The sequence below is a fragment of the Clostridium sp. ATCC 25772 genome, from assembly GCF_001573875.1.
Taxonomy (GTDB): domain Bacteria; phylum Bacillota; class Clostridia; order Clostridiales; family Clostridiaceae; genus Clostridium_J; species Clostridium_J senegalense.
In genome coordinates this window covers 23,482-47,425 of record NZ_LFRG01000003.1, presented here as the reverse complement: position 1 = coordinate 47,425, position 23,944 = coordinate 23,482, and the positions used below count along the sequence as shown (strand labels likewise).

The following is a 23,944-nucleotide window of genomic DNA, read 5'->3' as shown; positions in this document are numbered from 1 at the left end:
GTATAATTTTAATTTAGCCCAATTAAAATTTATGGTATATCAATGTTTATAAAAGTAGATTTTAGCAACTGTATGTTGAATTTTGACAACTAAATTGCTATAATTGAAGTTGCAATTTGATTAAATGGAGGTCATAAAATGACTACTAGAATAGCAATTTTAGGTGGGCCAAGATGTGGAAAAACTACACTCATGCAACATTTATATGTTGAAATGAAAATTTTAGGTATGAATGTAGGATGTGCAGCAGAATATAGTACTGATTATCTAAGAGAAAAGGGAATGATAGAGACTATTTCCGAGCAATATGGAATATATCTTGGACAAGCTAAATTAGAAGAAGAATTAGAAATATTTGATTATGCAATAACAGATTATGCTACTTTTGTACCATATGTATATGCTAGATTTATGCTAGGAGAAAGAAAACGTACTGTTAAAGAAATAGAAATATTAAAGGACCTTTATGGGTTAGCTATAAGAGACATTTCTAAATATGATTACATATTTTATGTTGGAAGAGAATTTGGATATGAAAAAGATGGTGTAAGATGGCAAGATGAAGAAACAGCTCAAAAGGTTGATGAAGCTATAAAAACCTTCTTAGACGTAGAATCTGTTCCTTATATAGAATTAACAGGTTGTACAAAAGATAGGGCTAAAACCATATTAAGTATAATGGACATAAAGTCACAAGAAGCAAATGAAAATTAATTTAATTTGAATAAATTTGATAGGGCATTCATGTCCTATTTTTTTGTGTATAAGAAAACAATTTTAAAATTTTTTAATATTAATCATTTATATGTATAGGGAAACAAGCTCCAATTTAAATTTATTCAAGAACCTTAAAATATTTTTATACAAGATACAGTGTTGAATTCTAGGTGATTCTGAGCATGTCTCACTATTTTAGGTATCCAAGTTTTCGAATGGATAATTTTAAAAGTTAACTTGGAACCCTATACATTATTTAAAATAAATTTACATGGAAAAATTAATTATATATAATTTAATTGTAACAATAGATTTAATATTCAAATTTTAAATGTAAAATAAATGTAAAAAATAAATTTAGGAGAAGAAATTTATGATAAAAATATTATTTTTAGAGGATGAGCCGACTATTTCAGATGTTACTACAGAATATATGAAAATGCAGAACTATGAAGTATTTCAAGTAGAGAATGGAGAAGAAGCTATAGAATTAATAAAAAAAGTAAATTTTGATTTAGCTATATTAGATATTATGGTGCCTAAAGTTACTGGTATTGAAGTACTTGAATATATTAAATTGAATAGACCACAAATGGCTACAATAATGTTAACTGCTTTAGGCGATGAACAAACTCAGCTGAAAGCATTTAATTTACTTGCTGATGATTTTGTAGTAAAACCATTTTCACCATTATTATTATTAAAAAGAATTGAAGCAATCCTAAGAAGAGTTATTAAAAATGATAATTTAAAAATAGCAGAAAAAGGTATTTCAATACATGATGAATCATATCAGGCTTTTTATAATCAAAAGTCTTTAAATTTAACGTTAACAGAATTTCTATTACTTCAAATTTTGATAAAGGAACCCAATAGAGTTTTCACTCGAGACATATTAATTTCAAGGATTTTCAATGAGGATTACTATACCAATGATAGAACTATTGATGCACATGTAAAAAACCTTCGAAAGAAATTGCCTAAAAATTATATAAAAACTGTTACTGGAGTTGGATATCAGTTTAATATGGAGGAAGCTTAGTGAATTTATATAAAAAAACATTGGTATATGGAAGTATTATATCAACTACAGTAGTTGGTTTAATGTTAATATATTTTATATTTATGATACCTTCATTATATGTAGATTATATGGAAAAAGAAAATTTTCAATCAATAAAGAAAATACAAAGTGAATATGTAAAAACGGGAAATTATAGAGAAATCCAGACTAAAAATCCTACAGGAACAGTTACATTTAAGATTCCTAAGGAAGGAAATTTAATATATTTGGCAAACAAATTAGGTACAATAAAAATTGATATTAAAGATGAGGAATTAGTATTAGTTTTTAATAAGATAAGAGATGTATTTTTAGAAAAGGATAGCGAAGTTATAAAAGAAAAAAAACAAGAAATAAAAGAAATGATTTCAAATTTTAAATTTTTAAAAAATAATCCTCCTATAAATTTAGAGTTTTTGCAGAATGATAATTTAAATGTTTTTAAAGAAATATCATCTAAATTAACTGTTGTAGGTGATAATACAATTATATTTGAATCTAATTCTACAGATGGATTGAATTTTTATACTACATATATAGCTACAACTTTAAATGACGAAGAAATTATACTTTCAATATTACCGGTTATGACACCAGAAATAGGAGAAATCAAATCAATAATTTATCAAAGTTTACCTATGATTATTTCAACAGCTATTTTGTTAATTTTAATTTCAACAGTGTTTTTTTCAAGAAAAATAGTTATACCAATTGAAAAATTAGCATATCATGCAGATTATATGAGAGGAAATGAAAAGCTTTATGTAGAACCAATTGAAGTTAAGGGTAGTGATGAAATTGCAGTTTTAGCTTCAAGTCTTAATGAACTATATAAAAAGCTAAATGAAACATTTAAAGAGCTTGAAAATAAGAATAAATCTTTATATGAACAAAATAAAAGACAAGAAGTATTTTTAAGGGCTTCTTCACATCAATTAAAAACTCCTGTAGCAGCATCATTACTTTTGGTAGATGGGATGATAAATGAAATAGGGAAATATAAAGATACAAAAACATATTTACCAAATGTAAAACACCAACTTTTATCTATGAGAAAAATAATAGATGAAATTTTATATCTTAATTATAATTATGAAGGTATGGAAAAGGAAAATTTAGATGCTTTAGACATAGTAAGTGAGATATTATTTGCCTATGAAATACAAATAAAAGCAAAAAAGATTCAAGTGGAAAAAAGGTTGAAATCTAAGATGTTAAACACTAATACAGAGCTTTTGTATAAAATAATAGATAATTTAATTAATAATGGAATAAATTATACTGAATCTATGGGAAATATAAGAATAGAAATTACTGAAGATAAATTAGTGGTTACAAATTATGGCGTTAATATTAATAAAGAAATTTTACCTAATATATTTGAACCATTTGTTTCTGGTGAAAATGGAATTGGTGGACATGGGTTAGGTCTATATATTGTTTCTTATTATTCAAAGATACTAGGTTATAATATTACTATTATTAACATTAAGAATGGTGTTGAAGCAACATTACTTTGGTAAAGTTACTTCATTTAATTATCAAAGGATATGCATAAAAGCTTCATATGAATTTCATATGAAGCTTTTATAATTAAGATATAGAAAGCAAGTAATTGGGGGGAATAAAATGATTACTATAAATAATTTAGAGGTTAAATATGGAGAACAAGTTGCTCTTCAAGTTAAAACACCAATAACTTTTGAAGAAGGTGACAGAATAGGTATAATAGGTTCTAATGGAGCTGGAAAGAGCACATTGGTAAAAGCTATTTTAGGATTAATAAATTATAAAGGAAATATTCGAACAAAGTTAAAACTAACAGAAATATCAGCACATTTACAAGAAAATAATTATCCATCAACTATGGCGGTTAAATACGTTATTGAAGGTATTTTAGGGATAAAGATTAAAAATAACCATCAACTTAATGATTTAATTTCTTTTTTTGACTTTGAAAATTGTTTAAATAAAAAGTTTAGTGAATTGTCTGGAGGACAAAAACAAAGACTTACAATAATACTTGTTTTAATGCAAAATAATCAATTAGTATTTTTTGATGAGGTTACTTCAGGGTTAGATTTTGAAACACGTCAAAATTTAATGAATAAAATTATTCAGTGGTACGATGATAAAAAATCAACCATATGTATAGTCTCACATTATTATGAAGAATTAGATCAGCTAGCAAACAAAATTTTAATTCTAGATAAAGGAAAAGTTGTAGATTTTGGATATAAGGAAACATTATTTGAAAAATATTGTGGTAAGGCCATAATAACTATAGAAAATAATATACAAAATGAGAAGTTAGCAGAAAAATTTAAAAAAATATTATCGCCAGAACATTTAATTGCAATTCCATGTTACACAAAGGAAATGGAACTTGAGATAGCAAATAGACTAATAAACAAAAATGTAAACTTCAAAAGAAGTAATAATGATATAGAAATAATGTCTATTAATGCAAAGGCAAACTATGATGGAGGTAATAAGAATGAATGTGAAGTTGTTTAATATAAATTTAATTAAATATGAGATAAGAAATCTTATTGGAAATATATTTACAATTATTTTTGGATTAGTGTTTCCTATAGTAATGTCTATATTAATGAGTAATTTAATTGGTGGAAAGGTTCCAGGAAATATGAGGCAGCAGGTTGTTACTAATATATTTATTACATCTAGTATGATAATTCCATTAGCTACCGTACTTGTAGGATATTCAGCTATTTTTTCAAATGAACTTGAAAAAAACATTCCGTTAAGATTTAAGTTGTTTGGATATAGTGAAAACTCATTAATTATTTCAAAAATATTTGCAAATCTATTTTTTATAACTGGTGGTTTGATTTTTTATACATTAGTAAATTTTCTAGTATTAGATATTTTAGTGCCAACAGTTAAGAGTGCTATTATATTGATAATAGCATTGTATCTGCTATCTATAATATTGTTTATACTTGCACATGGAATAGCTTTAATATTTAAGAAGTTTGGAATAACTTATGCAATAACCATGACAATATATTTTGGAATTATGATTTTAAGTGGATTATTTGGAATTCAAGCAAAGGAATTTCCGCCGGTTCTTAGAAGAGTGGCATATACTCTTCCAACTACTTATATAGGAAATGAATTCATTGATTTTTGGAATGGCGGTGTTTATAATTTTGTACCTTTTATACAATCATTAATTTTCTTTGGATCAGTATCCGGAATAGTATTGTTTTTCGCAGTGGCTTATAACAGCAGAAAAATAAAATAGTACTTATATATTTAATGGAAAGATTTGAAAATCAAATCTTTTCGTCAACTTTTTTGTATCAGTTAAGAAAATGGTGATTATAATTTTAACCTGTTGTTTAGTTTGGAACTTTATAGTGAATTAAGATTAAGTGTTGTGTTTTGACAACACTTTTTTTGTAGGAAAATCATATATTTACATTTAGGATAAGTGGTAGCTTTTATTTGTATTATGCATTTTCATATGATATTATAAAAAGTAGTCTAAATTTAAGTTGTTATAAAAATAGAAACTATTTTGCCTTTGGTATTTTGGTTGTTGATTACATATTAAAAATATTAAAAAGGTATATATATTTTATATGCCTAAAAACTATATATTTAGGGAAAAATACACTTATATGGTTTTAAGATTTATATTAAAGATATAAATATAGTATATAAATGTTACTTTATAAAGAAGTAAAATTAATTTTTTTCATTTCAATGAGTAGTTTAGGTATGTTAAATTGAGTGGATAGTTTTTTATAGATCTTATTTATAAATTAATAAAGGAGCGGATAATTTTGAGTGAGTATATTAATGAAATAAAGAAAAGAAGAACTTTTGCTATAATCTCTCACCCTGATGCTGGTAAAACAACACTTACAGAAAAATTACTTTTATATGGTGGAGCTATAAGAATGGCTGGTTCTGTTAAAGCTAGAAAAGCTTCTAAACATGCGGTTTCAGATTGGATGGAAATAGAAAAGAAAAGAGGAATTTCTGTTACATCATCAGTAATGCAATTTGGATATAATGGATTCTGTATAAATATATTAGATACGCCAGGTCACCAAGATTTTAGTGAAGATACATATAGAACTCTTATGGCAGCGGATAGTGCAGTTATGGTACTGGACGGAGCTAAAGGTGTAGAGGCACAAACAAGAAAATTATTTCATGTTTGTAGTATAAGGGAAATTCCTATATTTACATTTGTAAACAAAATGGATAGAGAAACAAGAGATCCTTTTGAACTAATGGAAGAGCTGGAAACAGAGCTTGGAATAAAGTCTTATCCAGTTAACTGGCCAATAGGGGTTGGAATGCATTTTAAAGGGGTTTACGATAGAGAAAAGAATGAAATAGAAATATTTAATGAAGGCGATCATGGTCAAAAAGAAATTACAGGTACAAGAATATCTTTAGATGAGACAGAAAAAGTTATAGAAATTATAGGAGAAGACCTATATGAAAAACTATTGGAAGATATAGAACTTTTAGATGTAGCTGGAGAAGATTTTGACTATGAAAAAGTTAAAATAGGAGAATTAACACCAGTATTCTTTGGTAGTGCTTTGACTAATTTTGGTGTTGAACCATTCTTAGAACATTTCTTAGAGTTAACAAGTACACCACTTGGTAGAAATTCTGATAAAGGAGTTATTGACCCACTATCAGAGGATTTTTCAGCTTTTGTATTTAAGATACAAGCAAATATGAACAAGGCACATAGAGATAGAATTGCGTTTATGAGGATTTGTTCAGGAAAATTTGAAAAAGGCATGGAAATATTCCACGTTCAAGGAAAATCTAAAATGAAACTTGCACAACCTCAACAATTTTTAGCTCAAGATAGAGAAATTGTTGACAGTGCATATGCTGGAGATATAATAGGTGTATTTGATCCAGGCATATTTAGCATAGGAGATACATTATGTACCCCTAAAAACAAAATTAAATTTGAAGGAATCCCGACTTTTGCACCGGAACATTTTGCAAGAGTTAGAACTGTAGATACTATGAAAAGAAAACAGTTTATAAAAGGAATAACTCAGATTTCACAAGAGGGAGCTATTCAAGTATTTAAAGAATTACATATTGGTACAGAACAAATCATAGTTGGTGTTGTAGGAGTATTACAATTTGAAGTTTTAGAATTTAGGTTAAAAAATGAATATAATGTAGATATAAAAATGGAAATGCTTCCATATAGAAATATTAGATGGATAGAAAAATCAGAAGTTCCAGCTGAAGATTTAAGTGTAACAAGTGACACTAAAGTAGTAAAAGATTTTAAAGATAGGGATCTTTTAATATTCCAAAATGATTGGGGAATTAGTTGGGCTTTAGATCATAATAAAGGTTTAGTATTATCAGGAATAGCTAAAAATGAATAAACAAAGCCTAGAAATGGATATATAATCTGTTTCTAGGTTTTTTGTTTAGAAATTGTATTGCAAAACACTTTATATTGTAGTACTATAATTTATGGAAATATAAATAAAAAGTAAATTGTAACGATACAATAAATAGGAGTGATAAGAGATGGGGAATAAATTAGAAACTAAGGTTACATCTAAAACTAATGTTAATTCAATTGTACAAGTTGGAATGATGGCTGCCATAGTCTATGTAGCAACTAGTTTAATACACGTGCCTTCTGCATTTGGGGAAGGGGTACTGCATTTAGGCGATAGTGCTGTGTATTTAGCTGCAATATTATTAGGAAAAAGAAAAGGAGCATTAGCAGGTGGAATAGGTATGTGTTTGTTTGACTTACTTTCTCCATATGTAGTTTGGGCACCGTTTACTTTTGTTATAAAAGGAGCAATGGCTTATATAGCGGCTACACTGGCTTATAGAAAAGGTTACGAGGGGAAAAATTTCATAAATAATTTATTTGCGTTTATTGTAGCTGGAATAGTAATGATAATTGGATATTTTTTTGCAGGATGGATACTATATGATTTACCAAATGCAATAGCATCTATTGCAAATAATGTACTTCAAGTTTCAGCAGGAATGGTTATAGCGTTGCCTTTAAGCACAATGATAAAAAAACGTTTAAGATTTTAGTTAAATATAAATCTTATTAATCCATATTTTATCTTAAAAACTTTAAAAATTTTTTATTATATGAAAAAATTTAAATGACATGAAAATGTAATGGATATGTCAAAAGATTGACACATAAAGGTATTAAAATATAACTGTAATTTAAAATTTGTTCAAGCATATTTAAAAGATAAGTCCCCCTTATAGTTTAATTAGTGCTGAACTTAACACATAAAATATATGTTAAAATTTTAAACATCACACATCCCGAAAAAAGGTAGACCTAAAGCTACCTTTTTTTTATTTTATATTTCTATATAAAATAAAAAGAGAGCATAAGCTCTCTTTAATTTCAACTTTATTATCTATTGAAGTTGTTTCTGTTGTTTTTTCTAGCTTTTCTGCACTCTGGGCATCTTACAGGATCATTTTCGAATCCTTTTTCTTTGTAGAAAGCTTGCTCTCCTTCAGTAAATATAAATTCGTTTCCACAATCTTTGCAAGTAATAGTCTTATCAGCCATTGTACTTACCTCCTTTAAATCTAAGGACTAATTAAACATGGGATTATCTTATTTCCTTGATTAAAGGAGTTACTGGATAAAAGCCTTGTTAATTAATCTTTTTTTTATATATCGAGTTTTAAACTCTAAGAATATTATAACATAATTAATAGATTATACAATAGAAATTAGAAAAAAATTATTAAATTTTTAGCCATAAAAGCGACTATTTTTAATAAATTATTTAAGGGCAAAAATGTTAAAAATAGTTAAAAAATAAAAAAGTTTGTTGTTTAAGTCAATTTAATAAAGCTATTGCATAAAATATAACTAACATAGATTAATTGTAAAAATTTATGTTATAAATGTATATATTAAATCAATTTATTTATATCTTTTATTAAAAAGAGGTTAAGGTAAACATTTAAAATATACCTTTATTGATTTAAAATTTTAGTTTAGAATAAAATAAAATTAAAGAAAACTCTTAATAAATTTTAACTATCAGATAATTATAGGGAAACAAGCTCGAATTTAAATTTATTCAATAACTTTAAAATATTTTCATACAAAATGTAGTGTTGAATTCTAAGCGATTCAGAGCATGTCTCACTATTTGGGGTATCCAAGTTTTGGAATGGATAATTTTAAAAGTCAAATTGGAACCCTATATCATTTCATTAAATAAAATTATAGAGTTTTTTTTATAACTTATCTAAATAAGGAATGATTATATGGATGTAAGAAAGGTAAAAACTTTGCTCAAAAAAGAAGAAGGAACTAAGCTAGATTTTAAAAGAGAAATAGACATATATAGTGAAAGTGGCAAGAAAGAGTTAGCAAAAGATGTATGTGCTATTGCAAATTCAAGAGGTGGAAGAGGATATATCATTATAGGAGTAGAAGATAAAAGTAAAGATATAGTAGGGGTCTATGACGAAAGATTGGTTGAAGAAAAAATTCAGCAAATTATAAGTTCTAGATGTGAACCGCCTATTCCGGTATCATTAGAATTTGTAAATTATAAAGGTAAGAGATTAGGTGTAATAATTATATATACTAGTGAACAACGACCATATCAAATAAGGGAAAACGGAGCTTTTTATGTAAGACGGGGCTCTACTACAGACACAATGAGAAGAGATGAAATAATATCTATGTTTAGTAGTTCTTTAAGTTTTAATATTGAAATAACACCATTAATTAATAGTTCCACTAAATCATTGATGACACCAAGAATATATCGGTATTTTAAATTGAAAGGTTTTGAATTCAATACATCAAACCTAGAAGAACTTATGGAGGATGCAGGTATAATTTATACAAATAAAGATAGTGGAAGAAAACTTTTAACACTAGGGGGCGCTTTAATTTTTTCTAATATACCAAGTATCTATGTACCTCAGAATATGATAAAAATAATAAATAAATTAGGAAATAAAAAAAATGAAGTAATTATTATAGAAGGAAATTTATTGAATATGATAAACAAATCAGAAGAGATCCTTTTGAAAATACTACCGAAAGAATATCCTAAAAAAACGGTTATTGAAGCAGTTAATAACGCAATAATTTATAGAGATTATAGTATATATAATAAGTTTATAGAGGTAATATTAAGTGGGAAAAGTGTAGTCATTTCAAGTCCAGGATGTTTACTTAAAACTTTTGATAGTGGAAAAGTTTTATATGGCAAAAGAAATATGTGGCTTTATGAAAAAATAATAACGTTAGATGATAGAGGTAGATTTTTAAAAAGAACATCTGGGTTTGCTATAATAAAAAAATCTTTTAGAAAAAAAGGAAAAGTCCATTTTATAAATGATGAAGAAAAAAATCTGTTTAAGGTAGTATTGCCAGGAGTAAGAAATTTTACAAATAATTTATTGTTTAAAAATTCTGAATAATATATAATAAGAGTAACAAAAATTAAATTATTATAAAATATATAGATGAACAAATAGGATTTAATCAATTCAAAGGTTTGGTAGATGAACTATATTAAATAGGCATAATTTATAGGCACAATAAAATCAAATAATAAGTCTGGAGGCGTTTATGATGATTAATGTATTCTGTAACGAAAAAGGTTCAGGTAAAACAAAGGCTCTAGTTAACTTAGCAAATGAGAAAGCTTGTAAAGCAAAAGGTAACATTGTGTATATAGATGATGATAATAAAATGCTTTTTCAACTGGATAGAAATATAAGATTTGTATGTGCAGAAGATTTTAAATTGAAAACTGCAAAAGAAATTGAAGGTTTCTTATGTGGTATAGTTTCACAGGACTATGACGTTGAATATGTTATGGTGGATGGTATAATGAAAAAGGTTGATATAGAAGATATGCCAAAATTATTTGATAAAATAAAATATTTAGTTGACAATCATAATATAAAATTTTATATAAATATAAGTGGTAATAGCGAAGAATTGCCAAAAGAAATACAAAAATATGTTGTTGAAAAACAATAAAATTAAAAAAAGTCTTGCAATTAATAAAACAAAGTGATATCATAACATTTAAATCAATAAAATTTTAAAGGCAATGAAAGAAAAAAGTAATTATGAAAATCATACAGAGAGCTGATGGTTAGTGCAAATCAGTTGATGGAAATAGTGAAATACATTCTGGAGCTTTAGGCTGAAATAATAGTAGGCTGTTACGGTTATCCTTACGTTATAAGGAAAGAGAGGATTTTCTTTTAAATTTTAAAAGAAAATTAATTTGGGTGGTACCACGGAAAATTTCGTCCCTAGTTTTTTAAAAACTAGGGACTTTTTATATTTTGTAGAAAAATATATGTTATGCAAAGAATTAATGTATTTTAAACAAATTATATGATAAAACATGGAGGAATTTTTATGACAAACAATGTATTTGATGTTCTTAAAGAACGTGGATTTTTAAAGCAATTAACTCATGAAGATGAAATGAGAGAAATATTAGGAAAAGAAAAAGTAACTTTTTATATAGGATTTGACCCAACAGCAGATAGCTTACATGTAGGTCACTTTATAGCAATGATGTTTATGGCTCATATGCAAAGAGCTGGACATAGACCAATAGCTCTTGTTGGTGGTGGAACTGCAATGATAGGTGATCCATCTGGTAGAACAGATATGAGAAAAATGCTTACAAGAGAAGATATAGATAGAAATGTTGCTGGAATAAAGAAACAATTATCTAGATTAATAGATTTTAGTGATGGAAAGGCTATATTAGAGAATAATGCTGATTGGCTATTAGACCTTAATTATGTAGAATTTATAAGAGACATAGGAGTTCATTTTTCAGTAAATAGAATGTTAACTGCTGAATGTTTTAAACAAAGAATGGAAAAAGGATTATCATTCTTTGAATTTAACTACATGTTAATGCAAGGTTATGATTTCTTAGTTTTAAATAAAAAGCATAATTGTACAATGGAGCTTGGTGGAGATGACCAATGGTCAAACATATTAGCTGGTATGGATCTTATAAGAAGAAAAGAAGGAAAACCAGCATATGGAATGACTTGTTCATTATTAACAAATAGCGAAGGTAATAAAATGGGTAAAACAGCTAATGGAGCACTTTGGTTAGATCCAGAAAGAGTTTCACCATTTGACTTTTACCAATATTGGAGAAATATTGCAGATGCTGATGTTGAAAAATGTTTATCATTATTAACATTCTTACCAATGGATGAGGTTAAAAGATTAAGTTCATTAGAAGGTGCAGAAATAAATAAAGCTAAGACAATACTTGCATATGAAGTTACAAAACTTATACATGGTGAAGAAGAAGCTGAAAAAGCTAAGGTAGCTGCAGAAGCTTTATTTAGTGGCGGTGTTGACATGTCCAATGTTCCAACAGTTACAATAACATCAGATATGGAAGAAAACGGAATATTGGATATATTAGTATATACAAAAATTGTTCCGTCAAAAGCTGAAGGAAGAAGACTTATACAACAAGGTGGATTAACAATAAATGAAACTAAAATAGATGATGTAAATGCTAAGTTTTCTAAAAACTTTATTAAAGAAGATGGATATGCATTAATAAAAAGAGGAAAGAAAAAATTCTATAAATTAGAAATAGCTTAATATAAAGGCTTAATTTTAAAATATTGTTGTTAATTGAGATGATATAGGAAACATTTTATAAAGGTGTATAGTGGAAGGTTTAAGAAAAAGACAAATTCTTCTTTTCTTTAATTATCCATTAATACAATTTCTTTATTTGAAACGAAGATGACTATTCTTTTTAATAAACTTCTATGTTAAAAAGGAATGGTCATTTTTATTTATAAACATAAAAAATAATTAAAGGAGTGTGTTAAAAGTGGATAATTTTATTGTATATCAAAGTAAGGGCAAACAATTAAGTATAATGTTCTTAGCCATTGTTATGTTGGTCATAGGAGCCTTTTTATTGTTTTTTGGAATAACAGCAGAAGAATCAGTTAATTGGTTATGTTTAATTATTGGAATTGTAAGTGTGGTTTTTTTTGGTTATTGTTTATTTTTTATTTTAAAGGAGTTATTTGTTGGTAAAGAAATTGTAGTGGTTAATAAAGAGGGGTTTTACGATCGTTCATCAGCGTTATCTAAGAAAAATGAACTTATAAAATGGGAAGCGGTAGAGTCAATTAAAATTGTTTCAGTGACAGGACAACAGTTTGTTTCTATTTACTTGATAGATTCAGATGTATATTTAAAGTCTATTTCTGGTTTAAGAAAAAAAGCAGTACAAGCTAATTTAAAATTAGGTACAGGACATATTAATATAAATATGCAAAGTGCAAAAAATGTTTCAATTGAAGAATTATATGATGTTATGAATGAATTTTGTTTAACTTATAGTAAAAAAGCCTAATAGGCTTTTTTTTATTATTGTTTTAACATGTTGAGGGCGTGATAATGCCCGAAACTAAAAACCGCCCGCTATGCGGGTGAGATTAAGTTCTTAAGAAAAGAGCATCATACTTTTGTTATAATAGTGATTGTTCAAGCCACTAAGATAACAGAAAGGAATGATGCTCCATGGCACAAAGTTTAGCACATACAAAGTGGATGTGCAAGTATCATATAGTATTCACACCAAAATACAGAAGAAAGATAATATATTATAAGTTAAGAGAAGATATAAAGGAAATAATAAAAGATTTATGTAAATGGAAGGGCATAGAAATATTAGAAGGACACATGATGCCAGATCATATACATATCTTAGTATCAATTCCACCAAAGATAAGTGTATCAAGTTTTATGGGATATCTTAAAGGGAAAAGTGCAATGATGATATTTGATAGACATTCAAGTTTAAAATATAAATTTGGGAATAGGCACTTTTGGGCAGATGGATATTATGTGAGTACTGTAGGTTTAAATGAAAAAACAATAGCAAAATATATAAGAGAACAAGAAAAATATGATCAAATGATGGATAAGATTACAACAAAAGAATTAGAGAACCCTTTTAAGGGTATAGTTAAGTAATCAGTCCACAATGGCTTGAATGAAATGAAAGCTAACACCATTTAGGTGTTGGAAGTAATACGCCCTTATAGGGCTTGAGCAAGCCACCCGTTTTACGGGTGGTTATGACTGGATTTTTACAATGGAAAAGTATTACAAAGGAATTTTTTTTATTAAAAATATAATTTAATTGCATAGTAAACGATAATATTATATAAGTAAGTATTTAAAAAAGAAGTTTTTTAGTTTAAGTATTTTATAAAATTATATCTAATAAATTTTAAATAGATTGGGGGAGAAAGTATGTCTGGAACAGGAGTTTGGAGAATAGAAGCATTGCAAAATGCATCAACTCAAGTTAATAGAAATAAGAGTACTTTTAGAAAAGGAGAAACTTTTACAGCTAGAATCCTTAATATAAATAAAGAAAGTGGAGAAGTAATTGTAAGATTATTAGATGGAAGACAGTTTCCCGCTAGGATAGATAATAAGATAGAAAATAGTTTAATAGACAATTATTTATTAAAATTTATAGTAGATGATTTTAAGGAAAACAAATTAATACTAAGTTTAAACAGTGTCATTGAAAATATACATGATAAGAACATAGATAGGTCTGAAAAAGAAGTATTATTTAAAATAATAAACAATTTAGGATTAAACATTTCAAAAGGTGATGAAAATTTAATTAAAGAAATGCTTAAATTTAATATACCTTTGACACAAGAGAATTTAGATGAAGTCAAAAATTTATTAGATTTCAAGAATAAAATTGTTGAAAATCCTCAAGAAGAAGATAGATTCATTGATAAGTATTTAGGAGCAAAAAATATATCAGTAAATAGTGAATTAGGGGTTAAAACTAAAACTATATTAAAAGATTTTTTTGTATCTCTTAAAACTTTAGATTTAAAATCAATGCTTATGATGAAAGAAGAAAACATTCCTATAAATAAAGAAAATATAAATAGCTTTAATATTTTGAATGAAGAAAACAATGTTATTATTAAGGATGTAAAAGAGTTTGAACAAGCTTTATACAAAGAAAAAGGACAGGTTGGTATTAAGGAAGAAAATTTTAATAAAGTGGATTTAATATCTAAAAATAAGGTAGAAGAAAAAAGCAATGTAAAAACTAGCGAATATACATCTGAAGGTAATGGTATAGAAAAAAATGTTAAGAATGAAGTAACAAAAGAAAATAGTAGAAATTCTAATATTTTAACCTTAGAAAAAGAGGAATTTATTAATAAAGAAATTCCTGAAAAAATTAAGTTGCCTATGCATGAATCAATTAAAAAAGAAATTAAAGAAAAAATCACACAAATGCAGGATTCTATATCATTAATTATTAAGAAAAAAGAAGATAATCCAGAGCAATTTACTAAAGTAATGAAATTTTTAGAAGGTAAAATGCAGGATTTTAAAATGTTTAACACATTAAGTAATGACTATTATTATTTAAATGTTCCTATGAATGTAAAAAACGAAGATTATGATTGTAAGCTTGTAATCAAAGATGAAAGAGGAAAGGGTAAAAAGCTTGACTCGAAGAATATGAAGATTGCAACAAGCATAAAAACCTTAAATATGGAAGTGATAGATGCATATATATCTGTGAACAATTGTTATATAAATATTGATATACAGGCTCAAAAAAAATTTATGGCTGTAATAGAAAGATGTAAGGATGAGCTGTTAAATGATTTAAAAAATTTACCATATTCTTTTGAAGTTTTGGTGAATGAAAAAGTGGAAAAATTTACATTGAGTAGCTGTAGAGACTTTTTTAATGATGAAAGTATATCCACTTTAGATTTAATGGTATAAATTCGCTTTGTAAAATATAAAAAATATAGTATAATTACATCTATATATGTTGTAAGGATAATACTAATTAGTAGGGTGTGGTAAGTGTGAAAAATAAAAAAAAGGCTGCTGCATTAAAATATGATTTGGGAAGTTCTGCACCTAAAGTTACAGCAGTTGGAATGGGGCACATAGCAGATAAGATAATAGAACATGCAAAAGAAGCCGAGGTTCCAATAGTTGAAAATAAGGAGCTTACAAACCTTTTAACTAATGTAAACGTTGGTGATGAAATTCCAGCAGAATTATATGATGTAGTTGCAAAGGTAATTGCATATGTAATGGATGTTGATAATAGGATGAAAAAGTAGGTGACGGTGTTGGCATTGTATGCAATATCAGATTTGCATTTGGGTTTTAATAGTGAAAAACCTATGGACATTTTTGGTGAAAAATGGTTAAATCATGATGAAAAAATAAAAGAAAATTGGTTAAAAACAATATCAAATGAAGATGTAGTGCTTATAGCAGGAGATATATCTTGGTCTATGAAAGTTGAAGAAGGAAAACTAGATTTAGATTTTATAAACAACTTACCAGGAAAAAAGTTATTAGTTAGAGGAAATCATGATTATTGGTGGAGTGGTATAAAGAAACTAAATTCTATGTATGATAATATGAATTTTATTCAAAATAATTATTTTCAATATAAGGATTATGCTATTTGTGGAAGCAGAGGATGGATAACACCAATAAATTCTAAATTTACTACACATGATAAAAAAATATATGATAGAGAAATTATAAGATTAAAGTTATCATTAGATTCTGCAAAAAAAGATGGATTTGAAAAGATTATTGTAATGTTACATTATCCACCGGCAAATAATATTGAAGAAGAAAATGGATTTACAGAGATTTTAAATGAATATAATGTAGAAAAAGTTATATACGGTCATATTCATGGAAGTGGTTTAAATTATGCATTTGAGGGTGAAAAAAATGGAATCGAGTATATTTTAACTTCTTGTGATCATATAGACTTTGAACCTTTAAAGATACTATAATATTTTTTATAAAATTATAAAAATTTTTATAAAGAATATATCGAAATAAAAAAAGTTCGATATATTCTTTTTAGGTTTTTAATTTTTACTTTATTCATAAACAAATGTAATATTCATTAGCAATTTTAATAAATATAAAAATAAACTAAGATAATGAAGGATTATTGAGAAAATTATTATTTGTGTACATTAGACAAAGGGTTATAGAATTAAAGAAGTGAAAAATTAATTGTTTATTATCTTATTATAATAATATCTTGAATTTAAATATAATTTTAGAATGTAATTTAAAGATGTTTGTTTTAAAGATGTTCTAGAATTTAAGCTATTTTTGGCAATATCCTCACTTTTGAGGACATTCCCAATTTACAGTATATAAAATTGGAAGATGATTTTGAAAACTTATAGGGATAAAAGTTGAAAGTTTAACTTATGCATCAAAGTTTTGATTTCAAATTAGAGAAACTAAAAGTCATAAAAATGAAAAGTTGAAATATGAGTAAAGTGAGTAGTAAATACCATAACTATCCACTTACAAATAATATGTGTTTTGCTTAAACTAAAGCATAAGTAAAAATTAAAATTTGTAACCCTATAGGTTTAGCAATTAATAATTTTTATAGATGAATAGATAATTTAATATATATCCGTGGTGATAGTATAAGTAAACTAGGGAGTGATAATAAAATGAGTAATTTAATACATTTAGGAGTTGACATAGGTTCTACTACCGTGAAAATTGTGGCACTTGACAAAGAAGAAAAAATACTTTATAGCAAATATAATAGGCATTATTCTAATATAAAGGAAAGTATACTTACCCTTATAAGTGAGTGTATTGCAAATTTTTCTAAAGAGAGTAATTTTACAATAATGATAACTGGTTCCGGTGGATTATCTATTTCTAAGTGGTTGAATATAGGATTTACTCAAGAAGTTGTTGCATGTAAAGAGGCAATAGAAAAATATATAAGTGAAACAGATGTTGCAATAGAATTAGGTGGAGAAGATGCTAAGATAACATATTTTTCAGGCGGTATTGAGCAAAGAATGAATGGAACATGTGCAGGGGGAACTGGAGCATTTATAGATCAGATGGCTGCACTTTTAGAAACTGATGGAGCAGGTTTAAATGAACTGGCTAAAAATTATAAAGTTATATATCCAATAGCAGCAAGATGTGGTGTTTTTGCAAAAACAGATATTCAACCACTTTTAAATGAAGGGGCAAGAAAAGAAGATATTGCGGTGTCTATATTTCAATCAGTGGTTAACCAAACAATTAGTGGCTTAGCTTGTGGAAGGCCAATTAGAGGTAAAATAGCGTTCTTAGGTGGACCGTTATATTACTTATCAGAGTTAAGGGAAAGATTTATAGATACATTAAGTATTAAAAGAGAAGATGTAATATTCCCTAATAATTCTCAGATATTTGTAGCTATAGGTGCAGCAATTTGTTCAAAATTTGAGACAGTGTTTAAATATGAGCAATTATTAGAAAAAGTAGATTTAATTAGTAAGTATCAAGATAAAGAAATAAATAGATTAGAGCCTCTTTTTGAAAGTGAAAAAGAAATAGAAAAATTTAAAAAAAGACATAGTAAAGCAAAAGTTATAAGAAAATCATTAAATGAATATAAAGGTAATGCATACTTAGGATTAGATGCAGGTTCAACAACTACAAAGGCAGTTTTAATAACAGAGGATGGAGAAGTTTTATATTCATATTATGGTAGTAATAATGGAAATCCTATCAAACAAATAAGAAAAATTTTAGAAGATTTATATAGTAAAATTAATAACGATATTTTAATAAAAGGTTCTACAGTAACTGGTTATGGAGAAGCGTTAATAAAGACAGCTTTTAAAGTTGATCATGGTGAAGTTGAAACTATAGCTCATCAGAAGGCAGCTGAATTTTTCCTACCTGGAGTAGATTTCATTTTAGATATAGGTGGACAAGATATGAAATGCCTTAGCATAAAAAATGGAGTCATAGAAAGTATAAAGTTAAATGAAGCTTGTTCATCTGGATGTGGTTCATTTATAGAATCTTTTAGTAAATCTTTATCTTTAACTATAGAAGACTTTATAAAAGGAGCAATGTATAGCAGAAATCCTGTAGATTTAGGATCAAGATGTACTGTTTTCATGAATTCAAGAGTAAAACAAGCTCAAAAGGAAGGAAGTTCAGTAGGTGATATAGCAGCAGGTTTATGTTATTCAGTTATAAAAAATGCTTTAAATAAAGTTATAAGAGTCAAAGATGAAAAAGATTTAGGTGAAAAAATTATAGTTCAAGGTGGTACATTTTATAACGATGCAGTGCTTAGGTCCTTTGAGTCAATATCAAAAAGAGAAGTAGTAAGACCAGATATAGCAGGATTAATGGGAGCATTTGGAGCTGCTTTAATAGCAAAAGATCGTAGTGAGAATAAAGAAGAAAGTGCAATAATAAAATTAAAAGATTTAAAAGAATTTACAATAGAAACCAGTATGAGAAGATGTGGTGGATGCGGTAATAATTGCTTATTAACTATAAATAAATTTAATGATGGAAAAAGATTTGTATCTGGAAATAGATGTGAAAAAGGCGATAATAGTAAAGCTCAAAATAACAATATACCTAATCTATTTGAATATAAATATAATAGAGTATTTAACTATAGACCTTTAGAGAGAGAAAATGCCAAAAGAGGTGTTATTGGAATTCCTAGAGTTCTTAATATATATGAAAATTATCCATTCTGGCATACATTCTTTACTAAATTAGGATTTAGTGTACAACTATCTTCAAGATCTTCAAGAAAGATATATGAATTAGGAATAGAAACAATACCGTCAGAATCAGCTTGCTATCCAGCTAAGTTGGCTCATGGACATATTATAGATTTAATAAATAAAGATGTAGATGCTATATTCTATCCTTGTATTATGTATGAAAACAAAGAACAAGAAGAAGCAACAAACCAGTTTAATTGTCCAATGGTTATATCTTATCCAGAAGTAATTAAAAATAATGTAGATTTGTTAAAAGAAACAAATACTAAATTTATTAATCCATTTTTAACCTTAGGAAATATTTCTAAACTAAAGAAAGGATTATATATAGCATTAAAAGAATTTAGCATAGGCAAAAATGAAATTAATGAAGCTGTTGATAGAGCTTGGCATGAAGTTTTGGAGTTTAAAAAAGATATAAGGAAAAAAGGTGAGGAAACACTTAAGTATTTAAGGGATAATAATAAAAAAGGAATAGTTTTAGCAGGAAGACCGTATCATATTGATCCAGAAATTAATCATGGAATAGATAAGCTCATAACAGGATTGGGGATAGCTGTACTTACAGAAGACTCTGTTGATCATTTGGAAAAAGTAGATAGGCCTTTAAGAGTTGTAGACCAATGGACATATCATTCAAGATTGTATGCAGCAGCTAGTTTTGTATGTAAAGAACCTAATTTAGAGTTAATTCAGCTTAATTCCTTTGGGTGTGGATTGGATGCAGTAACCACTGATCAGGTCCAAGAAATATTAAAAGGATATGGAAAGATATATACAACTATTAAAATAGATGAAGTTAATAATTTAGGGGCTGTTAGAATAAGAGTTAGATCTTTAAAAGCAGCAATGAAAGATAGAGAAAAACAAAACATAGAATATAAACAAGTTGAAAAAAGCAATAAAAGAGTTATTTTCACTAAAGAAATGAGGAAAAATCATACTATTTTAGCACCACAAATGTCACCTATTCATTTTAAACTTTTACAAGGTGCAATAGCTTCTTGTGGATATAATTTAGAAGTATTACCTTCAGTAGATACTAAGGCTGTTGATGAAGGGCTAAGATATGTTAATAATGATGCATGTTATCCATCTATAATAGTAATAGGTCAAATAATAAGTGCTTTAAAATCAGGAAAATATGATGCTGATAATACATCAGTTATAATAAGCCAAACTGGTGGTGGATGTAGAGCAACCAATTATATAGGCTTTTTAAGAAAGGCATTAAAAGATGCTGGATTAGAAAATGTTCCTGTAATTTCAGTAAATGCTTGTGGCTTAGAAAAAAACCCAGGGTTTAAATATAGTATAGAAATGGCTAGAAAGGCAATTATTGCAGTAATATATGGTGATTTATTTATGCAATGTATGCTAAGGGTAAGACCTTATGAAAAGATAAAAGGAAGCACAAATCAATTATATGAAAAGTGGAATAACATTATAAAGCAACAAATATTCAATGGTGATTATAAAAAGTTAAAAGAAAATATAAAAAATGTGGTTCGTGATTTTGATAATTTAGAAATAAAAGATTTAAATAAACCAAAAGTTGGAGTTGTTGGAGAAATATTAGTAAAATTTCATCCTACAGCTAACAATAATATTGTAGATATTCTAGAAGAAGAAGGGGCAGAAGTTGTTGTTCCAGATTTAACAAATTTCTTCTTATATTGTTCTTATAATGGTAAGGTGAATTTTGAAAATAATTTAGGTGGGAAAACTAGCGACATAGTTGGTGATATAATTATTAAATATGTGGAAAATTACAGAAAATATGTTAGAGTAGCTTTAGATAAAAGTAAAAGATTTACATCGCCTTGTAGAATTGAAGAATTAGCAAAAGAAGCAAGGAATATACTTTCTCTTTGCAATCAAACAGGAGAAGGTTGGTTCTTAACAGCAGAAATGATAGAGCTTATAAAAAGTGGAACTAAAAATATAGTATGTATGCAACCATTTGCTTGTTTACCAAACCATGTTACAGGAAAAGGTATGATAAAAGAGTTAAAAAGACATTTTGAAGACGCTAATATAGTTCCTATAGATTATGATCCAGGAGCAAGTGAAGCTAATCAATTAAATAGAATAAAACTTTTATTATCAATATCAAAGAAAAATATGGAACGTGATTATTTACAAACTTTAGATGAGGTTGCAGCAAGTACTAAAAGAGATTAAAGTTCTATAAATTTATAAAAAATGTCACAAAGTGATTTACATCATTTTGTGACATTTTTATTTTTATAGAAAGTTTACTTTTTTAGAATTTTAGCTAATATTCCTTTATTAGGGTTTTTGATTTTGTTTATAGTAACTTGAGATTTATTGGATTCCATATCATTATCTAAATTTATATTGCTTTCTATAATATCCTTATTTTTAAGTTTTTCTTCTAACATTTGAGATTCTTTTATTAAGTCTCTTTGAGTTCTTGTAAGATCTTTTAGTGTAGAAGACACTCCAGGGGTAGTTAAAACTCTTGAAAACCAATTTAAACTTGAATTATAATTTCCAAGTCTTCTATTGATCTCACCTATTAAATACATTAAAAGAAATGTGTTCATTTTATAAATAGGCAATGATTCTTTAGAAAAGGCAAATTCAAATCCTTCTAAAGCGGAAGTAAGAAAGGTTCTCTCAAGCTCTTTATCTTTATCAGAATCACCTAATCTATACATCCAAGCTAATTTTAAGCATATCATAGCTTTGGTGCCAGCTTTGCTATTTATATAAGTTGCATTAAGTAATGCAAGCTTATAACGCTCTATAGCAATTTCTCTTGTATAGGATTCAGGATAAGTTCTAGATTTGAATTTTTGTGAAACATTAGTTTTAACTAGTTCCTTTTGTCGCTCTGTAATTTTATTAAAGTCTACTTTAAGAGCTGAATATCCACAGTGCTCACAAACATAAACATCATAAAAATAAGGATTTATTAAATCATATCTTATAAAAAAATCAGAGTCCTTAGAAATCATTCTATAGGAGTTACTTTTAAGTGCTAATTGTTTAAAAGTATTCTCACAAACAGGACAAGTTACAGTTTTTTTGTATAATAATGAAAAATTTTTATGTTGTGTTTCAAGTTCTTGAAGTTCCTCTTTTTTGTAGAGCGTTAAGTTATCTGTATCTTTAAATCCAACATTTTCTAGTCCGGAAAATATACTATTCATAATATCACCACCTTGAATGGTTTAGTCATATTTAATTAAATAATATATCAGATTTTCTGTCTATTTTGTGAAAACTTAATAGAAAAAATTAGTATTATTATGTTTCATAAAATATACTTTGCAACTCTGGTCTATTATTTTTTATATGCATTGGTAAAAATCATAATCATAATTATAAATAAATTAATTTATCTATTAAAATATAGATGTTACTTTTATGTAAATATAATAAAATTTGTTCAAATAATATTTGTAAATATGTTATGATTTTCTAAAAAGAAAAAAGAATTTTAAATAAATTGATATTTTCCTATAATAACATTATATTATATATATGTACGTTAACTCAAAGGTTAGTATAAATATATATAATAAAAAGTAATGTACAAATACCATATTTGATAGTTTTTTTTATGTAAAGGGTGAATTTTATGGCAGTAATAGAGTGGAAAAAATTTTTAATACCTTATGATCAAGCGGTAGAGGAATTAAAAGTAAAGTTAAGAAGCATTAGAAGAGAATTAAGAAAAAAAAATGAATATTCTCCTATAGAGTTTGTAACGGCAAGGGTTAAAGAAGTTTCAAGTATATTGGAAAAGGCAAATAAATTTGATATACCACTAGATAGAATAGCATATGAAATGGAAGATATAGCAGGTATAAGAATAATGTGCCAGTTTGTTGATGATATAGATAAAGTTGTAGAACTTATAAGACAAAGAAGAGATATGCAAATAATATATGAAAAAGATTATGTTGCTAATGTTAAGACTAGTGGATATAGAAGTTATCATATGATAATAAAGTATCCAGTTAATATGGCAGATGGACAGACTGAAATATTAGCAGAATTTCAAATAAGAACATTAGCTATGAACTTTTGGGCTACAGTAGAGCATTCACTTAATTATAAATATAAGCATGACATACCAACAGATATTAGAGGAAAATTAAAAAACGCTGCAGATGCAGCTTTTAAATTAGATGAACAAATGCTTGAAATAAAAGATGAGATAAAAGATGCACAAAAGTTATTTGAAGTAAAATCAAGTTTAGTAACTAGTATAGTTGAAAATATACTTACGTTGTCTTCTCTGGGGAAAATTCCAGAGGCCTCTAGATTTTCAGAGTCTTTAAATAGACTTTTGGAAGTAGGAGAAATACATGAACTTAATGCATTATTAGAAGAAACAAAAAAAGTTTTAGATAAATATAATAAAAGATAAATTTTAACATAAAAATGTTGACTTTTTTTAGGATTAAGGATATAATACATTATTAATTGAATATATAC

At 26.8% G+C, this 23,944-nt stretch carries 19 protein-coding genes and 2 other annotated features (1 of these 21 cut by a window edge); of the genes, 17 read left to right on the top strand and 2 right to left on the bottom strand.

Annotated elements, in window-relative coordinates; all coding sequences use genetic code 11:
* The first annotated feature begins 138 nt into the window (after window positions 1-138).
* From AZI32_RS01395 to AZI32_RS01360, 7 genes are all read left to right on the top strand, one after another.
* Entirely contained in the window at window positions 139-714 is a 576-nt protein-coding gene (locus AZI32_RS01395) for an ATP-binding protein (protein ID WP_061994137.1), read from the top strand.
* Between the two features lie 376 nt (window positions 715-1,090).
* Window positions 1,091-1,759 carry a response regulator transcription factor gene (locus AZI32_RS01390; protein ID WP_061994136.1) on the top strand — a complete coding sequence of 223 codons (669 nt, stop codon included), beginning with the start codon at window positions 1,091-1,093 and terminating at the stop codon, window positions 1,757-1,759.
* Window positions 1,759-3,303 (top strand): HAMP domain-containing sensor histidine kinase, encoded by a 1,545-nt coding sequence (locus AZI32_RS01385; RefSeq protein WP_061994135.1) that lies wholly within the window; start codon window positions 1,759-1,761, stop codon window positions 3,301-3,303. The genes AZI32_RS01390 and AZI32_RS01385 overlap by 1 nt, the downstream gene beginning before the upstream one ends.
* 106 nt (window positions 3,304-3,409) lie before the next feature.
* Window positions 3,410-4,297, top strand: a complete 888-nt coding sequence (locus AZI32_RS01380) for an ABC transporter ATP-binding protein (RefSeq protein WP_061994134.1) — start codon at window positions 3,410-3,412, stop codon at window positions 4,295-4,297.
* A complete protein-coding gene (locus AZI32_RS01375) occupies window positions 4,278-5,048 on the top strand; it encodes a hypothetical protein (RefSeq protein ID WP_061994133.1) in 771 nt (256 codons plus the stop codon). Before AZI32_RS01380 ends, AZI32_RS01375 begins: the two co-directional genes overlap by 20 nt.
* A 544-nt stretch (window positions 5,049-5,592) precedes the next feature.
* A complete protein-coding gene (locus AZI32_RS01365) occupies window positions 5,593-7,188 on the top strand; it encodes a peptide chain release factor 3 (RefSeq protein ID WP_061994131.1) in 1,596 nt (531 codons plus the stop codon).
* 148 nt (window positions 7,189-7,336) lie between these two features.
* Window positions 7,337-7,867 (top strand): ECF transporter S component, encoded by a 531-nt coding sequence (locus tag AZI32_RS01360; protein ID WP_061994130.1) that lies wholly within the window; start codon window positions 7,337-7,339, stop codon window positions 7,865-7,867.
* A 340-nt stretch (window positions 7,868-8,207) separates the two neighbouring features.
* Here the strand turns inward: AZI32_RS01360 and AZI32_RS01355 are convergent, their stop codons facing one another.
* Window positions 8,208-8,369, bottom strand: coding sequence for a zinc-ribbon domain-containing protein (locus AZI32_RS01355; RefSeq protein ID WP_010294339.1), 162 nt, complete (start codon window positions 8,367-8,369; stop codon window positions 8,208-8,210).
* Window positions 8,370-9,082: 713 nt separating this feature from the next.
* Here AZI32_RS01355 and AZI32_RS01350 point away from each other — a divergent pair.
* From AZI32_RS01350 to AZI32_RS01310, 9 genes are all read left to right on the top strand, one after another.
* Window positions 9,083-10,255, top strand: a complete 1,173-nt coding sequence (locus tag AZI32_RS01350; RefSeq protein WP_061994129.1) for an RNA-binding domain-containing protein — start codon at window positions 9,083-9,085, stop codon at window positions 10,253-10,255.
* Window positions 10,256-10,406: 151 nt separating this feature from the next.
* Window positions 10,407-10,823: a hypothetical protein gene (locus AZI32_RS01345; protein WP_242865246.1), complete on the top strand. Its 417-nt coding sequence runs from the start codon at window positions 10,407-10,409 to the stop codon at window positions 10,821-10,823.
* A 64-nt stretch (window positions 10,824-10,887) separates the two neighbouring features.
* Window positions 10,888-11,109, top strand: a binding site (T-box leader).
* Between the two features lie 104 nt (window positions 11,110-11,213).
* Entirely contained in the window at window positions 11,214-12,440 is a 1,227-nt protein-coding gene (gene tyrS / locus AZI32_RS01340) for a tyrosine--tRNA ligase (protein ID WP_061994127.1), read from the top strand.
* 238 nt (window positions 12,441-12,678) lie between these two features.
* Complete coding sequence (locus tag AZI32_RS01335; protein ID WP_061994126.1) at window positions 12,679-13,212, top strand: STM3941 family protein; 534 nt, start codon at window positions 12,679-12,681, stop codon at window positions 13,210-13,212.
* A gap of 167 nt (window positions 13,213-13,379) precedes the next feature.
* Entirely contained in the window at window positions 13,380-13,835 is a 456-nt protein-coding gene (gene tnpA, locus AZI32_RS01330) for an IS200/IS605 family transposase (protein ID WP_061994125.1), read from the top strand.
* 282 nt (window positions 13,836-14,117) lie between these two features.
* Window positions 14,118-15,644 carry a hypothetical protein gene (locus AZI32_RS01325; protein ID WP_061994124.1) on the top strand — a complete coding sequence of 509 codons (1,527 nt, stop codon included), beginning with the start codon at window positions 14,118-14,120 and terminating at the stop codon, window positions 15,642-15,644.
* Between the two features lie 86 nt (window positions 15,645-15,730).
* Window positions 15,731-15,994: an EscU/YscU/HrcU family type III secretion system export apparatus switch protein gene (locus AZI32_RS01320; protein WP_061994123.1), complete on the top strand. Its 264-nt coding sequence runs from the start codon at window positions 15,731-15,733 to the stop codon at window positions 15,992-15,994.
* A gap of 9 nt (window positions 15,995-16,003) precedes the next feature.
* The gene (locus tag AZI32_RS01315; RefSeq protein WP_061994122.1) at window positions 16,004-16,690 is read left to right on the top strand and encodes a metallophosphoesterase; all 687 of its coding nucleotides are present in this window, start codon (window positions 16,004-16,006) and stop codon (window positions 16,688-16,690) included.
* A 687-nt stretch (window positions 16,691-17,377) separates the two neighbouring features.
* On the top strand, window positions 17,378-21,655 hold the full coding sequence (locus AZI32_RS01310; RefSeq protein WP_061994121.1) for a 2-hydroxyacyl-CoA dehydratase: 4,278 nt from the start codon (window positions 17,378-17,380) through the stop codon (window positions 21,653-21,655).
* A 74-nt stretch (window positions 21,656-21,729) separates the two neighbouring features.
* Here AZI32_RS01310 and AZI32_RS01305 read toward each other — a convergent pair whose 3' ends face one another.
* Window positions 21,730-22,650, bottom strand: coding sequence for a DUF2225 domain-containing protein (locus AZI32_RS01305; protein ID WP_061994120.1), 921 nt, complete (start codon window positions 22,648-22,650; stop codon window positions 21,730-21,732).
* Window positions 22,651-23,081: 431 nt separating this feature from the next.
* Here AZI32_RS01305 and AZI32_RS01300 point away from each other — a divergent pair, with 431 nt between their 5' ends.
* Window positions 23,082-23,876, top strand: a complete 795-nt coding sequence (locus AZI32_RS01300; protein WP_061994119.1) for a GTP pyrophosphokinase family protein — start codon at window positions 23,082-23,084, stop codon at window positions 23,874-23,876.
* A gap of 66 nt (window positions 23,877-23,942) precedes the next feature.
* Window positions 23,943-23,944, top strand: a binding site (T-box leader); it runs 198 nt beyond the window's last position.